Here is an 11,495-nt window from a genome sequence, read left to right as displayed (position 1 = left end):
GGTCAGACCCCCAGCGCTCGAAGCTGGCCATAGGCCGCGCGGACATGGGCGGGCGCCGCGCCCGGCTGCGCAAGCGCGAAAGCCTCGCGCAGGGTATCGGCCATCGAGCGCGTGTGAGGGCCAGCTGCCGCATCGAACGCCTGCTGGATCGGCCCGCCGCGCGGTGCTTCGGATGCGGCGGCATAGGCGGGCAGCGGGCTGTCCGGCGCGTTCATCGCAGCTGTCATCCGCCCGCGCAGCAGGTCCATGACCTCTCCCACCGATCGCGCGCCGGCAGGCCCGAAGAAGATGCCGCGGTTGGCCGCCGCCGCCTTGGGCAGCAGCGCTGCGGCGCTTTGCGCCGGGTTGCTGCCCAGCGCGCCGAGGAACCGCCCGGCTCCCTCCGCGCCGAGAAAGTGCGCCAGATAGAGCTCGCTCGCATCGGGATCGCGGCCGAGCATGCCGGAGAGGAAATCGCGGTTGTCATTGGCAAGCTGCCCCGCCATCAGCGCGGAAAGTTCGGGGTCGGAGCGCAGCGCAAGGAGCTGCGCGCGCGAGGACGCAGCCCCCGTGCCGGAAATGCCAAGCTCGGCGCCGTGCTTGTCCAGCATCGAAAGCCAGGTCTGTCCGGTGAACTGATAGAGCCCCGCCGCGCTCGAAGTCGCCGCGCGTGCCTGCGGATCGAGCCCGGATTCGAGCCGAGCCTGCGCCATGAGATAGGAAAAGTCGGTGCCGGTCGCCGCCGCCGCACGCGCAATCGCGCCCCTCACGTCTGGCGTGGGGCGCGGCACCGGTGTTGCAGCGATCGGGGCAGCAATCGGGGCAGCAATCGTCGAAGGCTCGCTCACTTGGGTCCCTTTCCAGGCCACCGTCACACGGCAGCCGGAAGGTCTTTAGCAAGCAGCGTGCCAAATCAGCGCGCGCGGATGATCCGGGCATGGGGCGCCTGCGCACGGTAGAGCGCCGGCTGGCCCGTCAGCGCATCCAGACGCGCCGAAACATTGGCCGCAATCAGGTTGCGCACGCGGCGATTGGCCTCGTTCACGCGGCGCGCCGCTTCCAGCAGGCCCCGGCATTCCTCGTCGATCGCCTCAGGCGCGGTCGTATCGAGACGGCCGCACAGGGCATTCTTGTCCACCGCGCAGCCCATGATCGCGTCGACGTCGAGCCCGGCAAGCGCCTGCCGCTCGTCTTCCAGAACGGCCAGCATCTGCCGCAAGGTATCGCGCAGATCGATCGGACGACGGATCGGCTGCACCGTATCGACAACTGCACTCACTTGGGGCTCCTCAGCAGCATCCCGGCCGCGATCATCGCATCGGCGATCTTGGTCGGGAGCACGGGGTATGTACCAGTCTCGATGGCATGGCGGATCGTCGAGACCCGCTCCCGGTCGACCGGGGCGGCGCCTGCTTTCACCGCATCGCTGGTTTCCACCTGCGGCGCGGCAGCTGCGGCAGCCGGTGCCCTGGGGCTTTCAGCTGTGGCTTCGGTCTGGACGGGCTTGCCGCCGGTCCCAACACTAGTGACCTGCCCAGTATTTGGCACCGCGCTGACCGGGCGCGCTGCACCGATTTCAAAGGATGACATGGTCCGCTCCTCGCGTTTCCTGCAAACCAGAACGGCCGTTGCGGGGAGACTTTAAGCAGGGGCGGAAAAATTTTGCAGGATGCGGCAGCAAGCGGCAGCGCTTCGCCGCCTCGGTCCTCAATCTACCGGCAGCTCAACCAGCCCGGGCCGCACCACCCGGGCGCGCAGCGGATCGGCCTTGGCTGCTGTGCGCACGCGGATCCACGCGCCCACCGCACCGGCTTCGAGCGCTTCGCCCGGCTGCGAGACGGTGAAGCCATCGCCCTGCACGCTCACCGTCACGCCCTCGCCGCGCATCACGGCCATGGCGGCAGGCGCCGCCGTCGGCACCGCCCGCGCCGCGCTCACCGGCACGAAGACGCGCCAGCCACCCGCATCGGGACAGCGCACCAGCACGCTCGTCTCGGCCAAGCCATACCAGGACAGCGCCAGCGGAGCGCTGCACGCTGCCAGCCGCAGCCGCCGATCGACGGGCTGCGTCGCGCCGCCCGGCACACCGATCTGCTGCCCGGTAAAGGCTGCAACTGCGGTGTCGATCGCGGCAAGGTCGGTGAGCGGTGCCGCGAATGCCGGGAGCGGGGCCAGCATCAGCGCGGCAAGGAGAGCAGGTCGAAGAGCGGCCATGGCAGAGGGCTTTCGCAAGAGGGAGCAATGCCCCCATCGGTGCAATCATCATGCCACCTCACTCCGCATCATAGGCCAGCGCAACGCTTGCGCCGTCCTCGCCGCCCGGTTCGATCACGATCCGCGCCCCCGCGCCGCGCGCACCCGCCCTGGCCATCAGCGCCTCGGCCCGCGCCAGCGCCGCCCGCTCATGACCCGGCACATGGCGCACGAGGATCGAGACCCTTAGCCGCGGATCACGCGCCTGCTGCGCCAGCCATTCGGCGAGGCCGGGCGATCCCGGCCCATCGCGCCACACGCCGACCGGCTCTCCGCGCGCAGACGGCGCAAGCGGGCGCAGTTGGGGCACCGGCTTCGGACCGTTCGGCAGCAGCGGCCCATCGGGCGAATTGGCGAGCGCGGCGGCCGTCATCATGAACAGGATCAGCGCCAGATCGGCGAGGATCGTCTGCCACGGCATCGCGATCGGCGCGCCATAAAGCCCGTGCGGCGGTGCAGTCATGGCACCTCGCGCAAGTAGGCGCGCCTGGCCGCGCTGCCACCCGCCTGCACCGGCGGACAAGCCGGGGCGAACTTCGCGATCAGCCAGTCGGCGATCTCGCGCCGCGCCGCTTCCTCGGCTTCCACACGCCGCTCCACCGCGCGCGAGAGCGGCGCGAGCACCAGATTGCCGAGCAAGAGGCCGTAAAGCGTGGTGAGCACCGCCATCGAAATCGCGCCCATGAAGGCCCCGCGCGCGAGGCCCTCGGCCGGCAGCTGGCTGAGCGAAACGAGCGTTCCGGCGAGGCCGAACACCGGGGACAGCTCCGCCCCCAGGGCCAGCGTGCGCACGGCGCGCAGCGCACATGCCGCGCGGGTTTCACGCGCGGCATCATCGCTGCTGACAAAGGCGGCAAGGCTGCGGGTCTGGATGAGCGCGGTCAGCGCCGCGTCGATCGCGCTATCGCCGCCTGGCCTCAGGCTCGTCCGCAGCAGGCCCTCCCGCTCGGCCTGCGCGACCATCGGCGCGAGCGCACCGCGCATCAGATCGCCGCGAAAGCGCGGTCGCAGCAGCACGCCCAGCGCCGCCAGCGCGGCCTGGCAATCCGCCACGCCGCTGCGCAGGGCGGTCGCCCCCAGCGTTCCGCCGATGACAATGCCCGCCGCCACGGGGTCGAGCATATGCGCCAAGTCCATCGCTGCCTGCCTCGCTCCTTCGTCATCCCAGAACGGCAGCCCGCGTCCGGACTTCAGAGCGATCGGAAGCATTTTGCCGCCACCCGGCAAGCGCTTGCCGGTCGGGCGCCGGTTGCCCCCGCCAACCGGCAGCATCTGCGCGTTTGGCACGCCCCTTGCTGATCCCATGGCAGGAAAAACCGTCTTCAAGGCCACAGACCATGAGCGACACTCTCTTCGGCATCCACGGCGCGGCGCTGACCTTGCGCTCGCAGCGCATGGGGCTCCTCGCCTCCAACCTCGCGAACGCGGGCACGCCCGGCTACAAGGCCAGGGACATCGATTTCGCCGCCGCATTGAAGGCGCGCAGCGGCGGCGCGAGCGAAGCGCAGGCGATGTCCGCCGCGACGCGCTACCGCATGCCGGTCATGCCCAGCCTTGATGGCAACACGGTCGAAATGGCGACCGAGCAGACCGCCTTTGCCGAAAACGCGGTGGGCTACTCCGCCACGCTCTCGTTCATCCGCGGCCGGGTCGAAACGCTGACCCGCGCGATCAAGGGCGAATGAGCATGGCAGGAACCGGTCAGCCCCTCTCGCTGTTCGACGTCACCGCCCGCGCCATGTCGGCGCAGCTGGTGCGGATGAACGCCTCAGCCTCCAACCTCGCCAATGCCGGCAATGTCGCCGCCAGCCAGGACGCGGCCTATCGGCCCTTGCGTCCGGTGTTCGCGGAGGAACTGGACCGCTCGAGCGGGCTCGCCACGGTGCGCGTCGCCGGCGTCTACCGCAGCGATGCCGCCCCGGTGCGCATGCACGATCCCGATCACCCGCTCGCCGATGCCAACGGCGATGTCTGGGAAGCCCCGGTCGATGAGAACGCCGAGCTGGTCGAGATGATGGAAAGCGCCCGCCAGTACCAGAACGTGGTCGAGGCGATGCAGACCGCCAAGCAGCTGATGCTCGAAACGATGAGGATGAAGTGATGATCCCGATCAATCCCTACACCGCTGCGACTGCCGCCTCCACCGCGTCCTCCGCCGCCAAGGCCGCCGTCAGCACCGCAAAAAGCGGTTTCGGCGCGCTGGGCGCCAACGATTTCATCAAGCTGCTCACCGCGCAGCTGCAGAACCAGGACCCCACCGCGCCGGTCGACAACAGCCAGATGCTCGCCCAGCTCGCCCAGTTCTCCAGCCTCTCCGCCGCGAACAGCAGCTCCGACACGCTGAAATCGATCGAAGCCAAGCTCGACAAGCTCACCGGCCTGAAGATCTGAGAAAGGACCCCCACCAATGTCATTCTACACTTCGCTCAACGGCCTCAAGAACGCCCAGACCGATCTCGGCGTGATCAGCAACAACATCGCCAATGCCGAAACCAACGGGTTCAAGAAGAGCACGGTCGCCTTTGCCGATATCGTTGCGGGCAGCGCCTTCACCAATCCCAAGCTCATCATGGGCATCGGCGCCACGGTCGAGGCGATCAACCAGAACTTCAAGCAGGGCCCGGTCGAGCAGACCGGCAACGCGCTCGATCTCGTCGTCAATGGTGATGGCTTCTTCACCACGAAGTCGGCTCTCTCGGGCGATACGCTCTACACCCGCAACGGCGGCTTCGAGATCGACCAGAACGGCTATCTCGTGCGCGGCGGCAGCAACCGGCTGCAGGTCTTCCCCACGGACGCCACCGGCGCCGTCACCAGCAATACCCCGCAATCGGTGCAGGTGCCCGCTGTCAACGCCGCCGGCGCGCAATATGCCGGCATCGCGGTCAGCAAGAACGGCGCGATCACGGCCTCCTACGCGGATGGCACCAACACCCCCATCGGCATGGTCGCGCTCGCCACGTTTATCTCTCCCGGCGGGTTGCGTCAGGAAGGCTCGGCCAACTGGAGCGCCACCGGCCTCTCGGGCGCCGCCACGTATGGCCAGCCGGACTCGGGCTTTTATGGCGGCATCCTCTCGGGCGCGCTCGAACGCTCGAACGTCGATCTCTCGGAAGAAATGGTCGGCCTGATCACCGCGCAGCGCAATTTCCAAGCCAATGCCAAGGCGATCGATACGGCCTCGCAGATCTCGCAGACCATCATCAACATGCACACCTGAGGCTGAACGTCGATGGACCGCCTGATCTACACCGCCTACTCCGGCCTCACCGGCTCGATGGTCACGCAAGCGGTGATCGCCAGCAACATGGCGAACGCGCAGACCATCGGCTTTCGCGCCGAGCTGCTGAACGCCGATCCGATGACGCTGAAAGGCCCCAGCATCGAGGCCCGCGCGATGACGCGGGGCGAAGTGCGCGGCGCCAGCATGAAGCAGGGCGCGGTGATCGAGACGGGCAATCCGCTCGACGTCGCGCTCACTGGCCGCTCCATGCTCGCCGTGCAGGGCGCGGACGGCGAGGAAGCCTATACCCGGCGCGGCGATCTTGCGGTCGACGCGAGCGGTGTGCTCACCAACGGCGATGGCCGTCCGGTGATCGGCGACGCAGGGCCGGTCACCGTACCCCCCGGTGCGCGCATATCCATCGCCCCCGATGGCCGCGTGCTCGCCGCCGCGCCGGAGAACCCGGACCAGCCGCCGCAGGAAGTCGGCCGCCTCAAGCTCGTCAGCACCGCTGGCTCGCGCATCGAAAAGGGGCTCGACGGCCTCTTCCGTGTCCCCGGTGGCGGTGCACTCCCGGCGGACGAGGAAGCGAAGCTCCAGCCCGGCAGCCTCGAGCAATCCAATGTCGAGCCCACCCGCGTGCTCGTCGAAATGGTCGAGGCGCAGCGCCTGTTCGACATGCGCACCAAGCTCATTTCCACCGCGAAGGAGCTTGATGAGGGCGGCACCGGCCTGATGCGCCTCACCTGATAGCCCCCGCGAAACCAAGGACCAGATCCCATGCCAAGCTCCGCCCTTCACGTCGCCCGCACCGGTCTCGAAGCCCAGGACACGCGGATGCGCGTGATCGCCAACAACCTCGCCAACGTCGGCACCACCGGCTTCAAGCGTGACCGCGCCAACTTCGCGACCATGGCCTATCAGGATGCGCGCACCGCCGGGCAGCAGTCCTCGGGCGAGACCGCCTATGCCACCGGGCTCAATCTCGGCACTGGCGTCGGCATCCAGTCGACCACGCGGATTTCCACGCAGGGACCGGTGCAGCCCACCGGCAATGCGCTCGATCTCGCGCTCGATGGCGATGGCTTTTTCCAGGTCAGCCTGCCGGGCGGCCAGCTCGCTTATACCCGCGCGGGCAATTTCAGCCGCTCCGCCGAAGGCCAGCTCGTCACCGGGCAAGGCTATGTCGTGCAGCCGCCGGTCACGATCCCCGAAGGCGCCACCTCGATCACCATCGCGCCCGATGGCACTGTCTCGGCCACGCTCCCCGGCACGGCGGAGCCTTCGCAGCTCGGCCAGATCACCATCGCCAGCTTCGCCAATCCGGCGGGCCTTGCGGCGGGCGGCGACAACTTTCTCACCGAAACCGCCGCCAGCGGCGCCGCGCAGATCGGCATCGCCGGCGAAGTCGGCCGCGGGCGCATCCGACAGGGCTTCCTCGAAAGTTCGAACGTCAATGTCGTCGAGGAACTGGTCGACATGATCGAGACCCAGCGCGCCTACGAGGTCAATTCCAAGATGATCTCGGCGGTCGACGAAATGCTCAAGAACGCCAACCAGACTCTCTGACGGAAGCCCCTACCATGATGGACTCTCCCTTCGAAGCCGCCTTCCGCGCGTCTGCAGACGGCAAACCGCTCGGCCTGCGCCTGCTCGCCTGCCTGCTCGTGCCGCCCGCCGTGGTGCTCGCCGCGATCGTGCCGTCCGGCAAGGCGCATGGACGCCCGACGCGCCCGGCCGAAGGCTTCGCGCCCGTACTCCCTGTCGCGCAGGCACCGCGCCCCGCGGACGGTGCAATCTTCAACGTCTCGGCGGGCTATACCGGCCTCGCCGAAGGGCGCCGCGCCCATGCTGTGGGCGATCCGCTGACGATCATCCTCACCGAACAGCTCAACTCCTCGAAGAGCGCCGCATCCAAGACGCAGAAAAACGGTGCCTTCAACGTGGTCCCGCCCAGCGCCGGCCCGCTGTCTTTCCTCGATCCCAACGCCCTTAAAGCTTCGGGCGGATCGTCGTTCAACGGTCAGGGGAATGCCACGCAGACGAGCACGCTCGGCGGCGAGGTTTCCGTCACCATCGCCGAAGTCCGCCCCAATGGCACGGCACTCGTTGTAGGGGAAAAGCGCTTGCTGCTGAGCCAGGGCCAGGAATGGGTGCAAGTCTCGGGCATCGTCCGCCTCGGCGATATCGATGCGGACAACCGCGTGCGTTCCACGCAAGTTGCCGATGCGCGCGTCACCTACACCGGCAACGGCTCGGTCGGCCGCGCCAGCCGCGAGGGCTGGCTGTCGAAGTTCTTCAGCGTGATCAACCCGTTCTGATGATGGCCTGCGCCCCCCTCCTTCGCGGCCTCGTGGCCCTCCTCGCCGCGCTGATGCTTGCCCCCGTCCCCGCGCATGCAGACCGCGTGCGCGATCTCGGCGCGTTCCAGGGCGTGCGCACCAACCAGCTCACCGGCTACGGCGTCGTCGTCGGCCTGCCCGGCACGGGTGACGACAACCTCGAATACATCACGCAGGCGATGCGCGGCGTTTCGGGACGGCTCGGCGTGCAGCTGCCGCAGGGCGTCTCGCCCGGGCTCAAGAACGCTGCCGCGGTGCTGATCACCGCCGATCTCCCCGCCTTCGCCAAGCCCGGCCAGCGCATCGACGTGACGGTCTCGACCATCGGCAAGGCCAAGTCGCTGCGCGGCGGTGCGCTCATCCTCGCCCCGCTCTACGGCGCGGACGGGCAGATCTATGCGATGGCGCAGGGCAACCTTGCCGTCGGCGGGCTCGGCGTCACCGCCAAGGATGGCAGCCAGCTCACCGTCAACGTCCCCACCGTGGGCCGCATCGCCGAAGGCGCCAGCGTCGAGCGCGCGGTCGCCACCGGCTTCGACAGCGGCGACGTGCTGCGCTGGAACCTGTTCAACGCCGATTTCCTCACCGCCAGCCGCGTGCGCGATGCAGTCAACGCGCGCTTCCCCGGTGCCGCCACGGTGGAAGACGGCATCACTCTTGCTATCCGCCTCCCCGCCGCGACCGATACGCGCGCAACGATGATGGCCGCCATCGAGATGATCGATGTCCAGCCCGCCGAAAGCGCCGCCAAGGTCATCGTCAACAGCCGCACCGGCACCGTGGTGATCAATTCAGCCGTCCGCCTTTCCCCCGCCGCGATCAGCCACGGCAAGCTCGTCGTGAAGATCGACGAGAAGCCGCAGGTTTCGCAGCCCGGCCCCCTCAGCCGCGGCCAGACCGTGGTCACCCCCGCAAGCCAGATCAACGCCGAGGAAGGCCAGGCCCACGTCGCGCTGTTCAAGCCCGGCGCCTCGCTCTCCAGCCTTGTCGATGCGCTCAACAAGCTCGGCGTCACCCCGTCCGATCTCGTCGCCATTCTCGAGGCGCTCAAGCAGGCGGGCGCACTGCGGGCTGAGATGGAGGTTATATGAGCCCGATTGCCCCCACCCCCGCCCCCGCTGCCCCATCCGCCCCCGCTTCCGCGTCTGCGTCCGACCGCGCTGCACTCAAGAAGGCAGCGCAAGGCTTCGAGGCGATCTTCGTGCGCCAGATGCTCGCCGCCGCACGCGCGACCAGCCTTGCCGGTGACGATCCGATTTTCGGGGGTCAGGCGCAGAAAACCTTCACCCAGATGCGCGACGAGCGCTTTGCCGACATCGCGGCTCAGGCCGGCACCTTCGGCCTCGCCAAGCAGCTCGAAGCCCAATTCGCGCGGCTGCTGCCGCCAGCGCCCCCCGCGGCGAAGGAGTAACGCGCGATGGCTTCCGATCTCCTTTCCATCGGCCTTTCCGGCGCCAAGGCGGCGCGCACCGCTCTCGATGTCACCGCGCAGAACATCGCCAACGCGGCGACGGAGGGCTATGTCCGCCGCTCGATCGGCCTCACCGAAGTCGCCTCCACCGGCTACAACCAGAACGTGCGTGACGTCTCGCTTTCGGGCGTGCGGGTGGAAAAGATCGTGCGCAACGCCGATGCCTTCCGCCAGAGCGAAGTGCGCCGCACCGGCTCCGACACCGCCCGTGCCAATGCGGAAGTGAACGGCCTCGGCAATATCGAATCCGCGCTCGAACAGTCCGGCGTCTACCCCGCGATCACCGGCTTTGATGCCGCACTGCAGAAGCTGCAGGAAGACCCGGTCGATACCTCGCTGCGCGCCTCGGTGATCGAAGCCGCGCGAACGATGGTTGCCACCTTCCAGATCGCCTCCAAGGAGCTGGACGCTGTCGGCAAGGGCCTCCAGTTTCAGGCCGCAGACGGCGTCACGCAAGTGAACCGCATCGCGGGCGAACTCGCGCGGACCAACTTGCGCCTTGCCCGCGCGGCAGACGCGAGCTCCGACCAGACCGCGCTCCTCGATCAGCGCGACAAGCTTCTGGCCGATCTCAGCCAGTTCGGCGACGTGAACACGACCCTCGCGCCGGATGGCAGCGTCACGGTCACGCTCGGCAACACGGCCACCAATGATCCGCTCGTCAGCGGCGGTGCCACCCGCACCCTTGCCATGACCACGGCTTCGGGAGGTACGGTCGCCTACACGCTCGATGGCGCTGCGCTGACGCTCGCGGGGGGCTCGCTCGCCGGCCAGCAGCTCGCGCTCGGCAAGCTGGCGCAGCTTCACACCGATCTCGATGATCTTGCCGATACCATCGTGACCAAGGTCAATGCTGCGAATGGCGGCGGTACTGATCGCAACGGTGCTGCGGGCGCCGATCTCCTCACCGGAGGCAGCGCCGCGACCATCGCGCTTGCGACCAGCGATCCCGCAAAGATTGCCACCGCCCCCGCCGGCGCGCCGAAGAACAGCCGCGATCCCGGCAATCTCGATGCCATGCGCACATCGCTGGCGGCTGCCGATCCGGCGGGCCGGATGGACGCGATCCTCTTCGATGTCTCGGCCACCGTCTCTGGCCGCACGGTCACGCGCGATGCGCTCGCCACGATTTCGGACGCAGCCAAGACCGCGCTCTCCGCCCAGACCGGCGTCGATCTCGATACCGAAGGCATCAATCTCGTCCGCTACCAGCAGGCGTTCCAGGCCTCGGGCCGGGTCATGCAGGTAGCCACTTCGATCTTCGATTCGCTGCTCCAGATCCGGTAGGCACCTCATGAGCATCTTCGCCACCAGCACCTCGGCCTTCTATGAACGTTCGACGCAGAGCCTTTCGGCGCTGCGCGGACAGGCGGAAGATCTGCAGAACCAGATCAGCTCGAACAGCAAGATCACCCGCTCGTCGGACGATCCGCTGGCGGCCTCGCAGCTGCGCGCGCTCGCCCGCGCCGAAGCGATCGGCTCGATCGATGCCGCCGCCACCAACCGCGCCACGACCGATCTCAATCTTGCCGATACCGCGCTGAACCAGTTCGCGACCTACGTCTCGCGCGTGCAGGAACTGTCTACGCAGGCCGCCTCCACGCTCCTGCCTGCTGCGCAGCGCGCCAGCATCGCCTCGGAACTTGCGCAAATCCACAAGAGCCTCGTCGGCCTCGCCAACTCGCGTGACAGCGCGGGCCGTGCCCTGTTCGGCGGTGATAGCGCGGGCGATGCCTACCAGATCAACGCCGCCACCGGCGCCGCGCAGTATATCGGCAGCGGCAGCGCCGGGCAGCTTTCGCTCGGCGATGGCCAGACCGTCAGCCGCAGCCTCACCGGCCCCGAATTCCTCTCGTTCAAGGACCCGGCGGGCAACCCGACCGATCTCATGACGGTCATCAAGTCGCTGTCCGATGCGCTTGCCGGGGGCGCGGCCAGCACCGCCGCCACCGCGCAGACCGCGCTGGGTTCGCTCGCCAATGGCCTTGATGCCATCACCACCGCGCAGACCGTGGTCGGCTCGCGGCTCAGCTGGATCGATCTCTCGACCGAACGCCAGCAGGCGATGAGCGAGGCCCGCGCCACGCAGCAAAAGGATATCGGCGCGCCCGAACTGGGCTCTGCGCTTGCCCACTTGCAGCAGCTTTCCACCGTGCTCGAAGCGAGCCAGGCCAGCTTCTCCAAGCTCGCCAATCTCTCGCTGTTCGATTTCCTGCGCTGACCCACC

General features: G+C 68.2%; 17 protein-coding genes. 11 read left to right on the top strand and 6 right to left on the bottom strand.

All coding sequences use genetic code 11. The features are described 5' to 3' along the window. Nucleotides 1-2: 2 nt before the first annotated feature. The 6 genes from ACO06X_RS14750 to ACO06X_RS14725 form a co-directional block, all read right to left on the bottom strand. Nucleotides 3-827 (bottom strand): lytic transglycosylase domain-containing protein, encoded by an 825-nt coding sequence (locus ACO06X_RS14750; RefSeq protein WP_421836988.1) that lies wholly within the window; start codon nucleotides 825-827, stop codon nucleotides 3-5. Between the two features lie 65 nt (nucleotides 828-892). Next, nucleotides 893-1,258, bottom strand: coding sequence for a flagellar protein FlgN (locus ACO06X_RS14745; protein WP_421836987.1), 366 nt, complete (start codon nucleotides 1,256-1,258; stop codon nucleotides 893-895). Beyond that, complete coding sequence (flgM, locus tag ACO06X_RS14740; protein ID WP_421836986.1) at nucleotides 1,255-1,569, bottom strand: flagellar biosynthesis anti-sigma factor FlgM; 315 nt, start codon at nucleotides 1,567-1,569, stop codon at nucleotides 1,255-1,257. The genes ACO06X_RS14745 and flgM overlap by 4 nt, the downstream gene beginning before the upstream one ends. A gap of 117 nt (nucleotides 1,570-1,686) precedes the next feature. Next, the gene (locus ACO06X_RS14735) at nucleotides 1,687-2,193 is read right to left on the bottom strand and encodes a flagella basal body P-ring formation protein FlgA (protein WP_421836985.1); all 507 of its coding nucleotides are present in this window, start codon (nucleotides 2,191-2,193) and stop codon (nucleotides 1,687-1,689) included. A 58-nt stretch (nucleotides 2,194-2,251) separates the two neighbouring features. After that, complete coding sequence (locus ACO06X_RS14730) at nucleotides 2,252-2,695, bottom strand: hypothetical protein (RefSeq protein WP_421836984.1); 444 nt, start codon at nucleotides 2,693-2,695, stop codon at nucleotides 2,252-2,254. Next, complete coding sequence (locus ACO06X_RS14725; protein WP_421836983.1) at nucleotides 2,692-3,441, bottom strand: MotA/TolQ/ExbB proton channel family protein; 750 nt, start codon at nucleotides 3,439-3,441, stop codon at nucleotides 2,692-2,694. Before ACO06X_RS14725 ends, ACO06X_RS14730 begins: the two co-directional genes overlap by 4 nt. 128 nt (nucleotides 3,442-3,569) lie before the next feature. Between ACO06X_RS14725 and flgB the strand changes: the two genes are divergently transcribed. From flgB to ACO06X_RS14670, 11 genes are read left to right on the top strand one after another with little or no spacing between them, the layout of a single operon-like run. After that, on the top strand, nucleotides 3,570-3,917 hold the full coding sequence (gene flgB, locus ACO06X_RS14720) for a flagellar basal body rod protein FlgB (RefSeq protein ID WP_421836982.1): 348 nt from the start codon (nucleotides 3,570-3,572) through the stop codon (nucleotides 3,915-3,917). Continuing rightward, nucleotides 3,914-4,333, top strand: coding sequence for a flagellar basal body rod protein FlgC (gene flgC, locus ACO06X_RS14715; protein ID WP_421836981.1), 420 nt, complete (start codon nucleotides 3,914-3,916; stop codon nucleotides 4,331-4,333). The genes flgB and flgC overlap by 4 nt, the downstream gene beginning before the upstream one ends. Then, nucleotides 4,333-4,623 (top strand): flagellar hook assembly protein FlgD, encoded by a 291-nt coding sequence (locus ACO06X_RS14710; RefSeq protein WP_421836980.1) that lies wholly within the window; start codon nucleotides 4,333-4,335, stop codon nucleotides 4,621-4,623. Before flgC ends, ACO06X_RS14710 begins: the two co-directional genes overlap by 1 nt. A 16-nt stretch (nucleotides 4,624-4,639) precedes the next feature. Then, complete coding sequence (locus ACO06X_RS14705; protein WP_421836979.1) at nucleotides 4,640-5,452, top strand: flagellar hook-basal body complex protein; 813 nt, start codon at nucleotides 4,640-4,642, stop codon at nucleotides 5,450-5,452. 12 nt (nucleotides 5,453-5,464) lie between these two features. Then, a complete protein-coding gene (locus tag ACO06X_RS14700; protein WP_421836978.1) occupies nucleotides 5,465-6,205 on the top strand; it encodes a flagellar basal body rod protein FlgF in 741 nt (246 codons plus the stop codon). A 30-nt stretch (nucleotides 6,206-6,235) separates the two neighbouring features. Next, nucleotides 6,236-7,024 carry a flagellar basal-body rod protein FlgG gene (gene flgG, locus ACO06X_RS14695; RefSeq protein ID WP_421836977.1) on the top strand — a complete coding sequence of 263 codons (789 nt, stop codon included), beginning with the start codon at nucleotides 6,236-6,238 and terminating at the stop codon, nucleotides 7,022-7,024. Nucleotides 7,025-7,038: 14 nt separating this feature from the next. After that, the gene (locus tag ACO06X_RS14690) at nucleotides 7,039-7,776 is read left to right on the top strand and encodes a flagellar basal body L-ring protein FlgH (protein ID WP_421836976.1); all 738 of its coding nucleotides are present in this window, start codon (nucleotides 7,039-7,041) and stop codon (nucleotides 7,774-7,776) included. 2 nt (nucleotides 7,777-7,778) lie between these two features. Then, a complete protein-coding gene (locus ACO06X_RS14685) occupies nucleotides 7,779-8,888 on the top strand; it encodes a flagellar basal body P-ring protein FlgI (RefSeq protein WP_421836975.1) in 1,110 nt (369 codons plus the stop codon). After that, on the top strand, nucleotides 8,885-9,208 hold the full coding sequence (locus ACO06X_RS14680) for a rod-binding protein (protein WP_421836974.1): 324 nt from the start codon (nucleotides 8,885-8,887) through the stop codon (nucleotides 9,206-9,208). Before ACO06X_RS14685 ends, ACO06X_RS14680 begins: the two co-directional genes overlap by 4 nt. A gap of 6 nt (nucleotides 9,209-9,214) precedes the next feature. Then, nucleotides 9,215-10,555 (top strand): flagellar hook-associated protein FlgK, encoded by a 1,341-nt coding sequence (gene flgK / locus ACO06X_RS14675; protein ID WP_421836973.1) that lies wholly within the window; start codon nucleotides 9,215-9,217, stop codon nucleotides 10,553-10,555. A gap of 7 nt (nucleotides 10,556-10,562) precedes the next feature. Continuing rightward, nucleotides 10,563-11,489 (top strand): flagellar biosynthesis protein FlgL, encoded by a 927-nt coding sequence (locus ACO06X_RS14670; RefSeq protein WP_421836972.1) that lies wholly within the window; start codon nucleotides 10,563-10,565, stop codon nucleotides 11,487-11,489. Nucleotides 11,490-11,495 lie beyond the last annotated feature (6 nt).

Origin of the sequence: Novosphingobium sp., assembly GCF_965229225.1 — a bacterium.
Lineage (GTDB): Bacteria > Pseudomonadota > Alphaproteobacteria > Sphingomonadales > Sphingomonadaceae > Novosphingobium.
Note: the sequence above shows the minus strand (reverse complement) of the source record. Positions and strands in the feature narration are given on the sequence as shown.